At 48.9% G+C, this 1,015-nt stretch carries 2 protein-coding genes; both read left to right on the forward strand.

Features of this window, described 5'->3' with window-relative positions; translation table 11 throughout:
* Positions 1-543: pyridoxal-phosphate dependent enzyme (locus tag A3729_RS28845; RefSeq protein ID WP_156498215.1), on the forward strand; the 543-nt coding region annotated here is incomplete at its 5' end.
* Positions 544-568: 25 nt separating this feature from the next.
* Positions 569-1,015: TRAM domain-containing protein (locus A3729_RS28850; protein WP_369820168.1), on the forward strand; the 447-nt coding region annotated here is incomplete at its 3' end.

Consider the following 1,015-nt stretch of genomic DNA (forward strand, 5'->3'; position numbering starts at 1 on the left):
AGCAAAGAAGAAGGTATGGAGGGCGCTCGTGACCTGGCGCAGTCAATGGCGGCCGAAGGCAAGGGCATTGTCCTCGACCAGTTCGCGAACGATGACAACCCCTTGGCTCATTATTGCGGGACGGGGCCTGAAATCTGGGAGCAAACTCATGGAAAAATTACTCACTTTGTCAGTGCCATGGGAACGACAGGTACCATTATGGGAAACTCCAGGTTTCTGAAAGAAAAGAACCCAGATATCAAGATAGTGGGTTTGCAACCTGCAGAAAATGCGGCAATTCCCGGTATTCGTCGCTGGCCTGAAGAGTATCTGCCGAGTATTTTTGATCGCTCACGAGTCGATGAAGTGGTCGAGATGGGGCAAGATGAAGCGGAAAGAACAATGAAGGCCCTTGCCGCACAGGAAGGTATTTTTTGCGGTGTGTCCTCAGGCGGAGCCGTGGCTGCAGCTTTGCGCTTGTCAGCCAAGCTTGAAAATGCGGTGATCGTCGCCATTATCTGTGACCGTGGAGATCGTTACCTTTCAACAGGTGTTTTTTCGTGAGCAGGTGGCTCGGTAGCGTGTAACTATGGCAAATATTTTTTCTAAGCATAGAACTAAGCTGCGTGAGCAGTCTAAAAAGCAAAAAAAATCACTTGAGCGTGAACTTAAAGATTCGAAGCAGGAAGCTCGGGTGAAAGTGAGCCTGGAGTCCAAGAACCTCGCCAACGATGTTGATAGCTCTGATAGTGGCTTGCTTCAGTGTCAAATTCTGTCTCTCAGTCATGAGGGGCGAGGTATCGCCAAAAATAAAGGCAAAACGCAATTTGTGCATTATGCCTTGCCCGGTGAGACTGTTTTGGCTGAGGTCTTGGCTCATCGTGCTAAATATGATGAGCTGGCTGCGGTGAAAGTGATGCAAGCTTCAGATCAACGTGTTGAAGCTGTATGCTCATATTATGGAACTTGTGGTGGCTGCAGCCTCCAACATATGGGGCATAAAGCTCAACTGGCGCATAAACAAACTGTATTGGCT

Source organism: Oleiphilus sp. HI0043 (genome assembly GCF_001634935.1).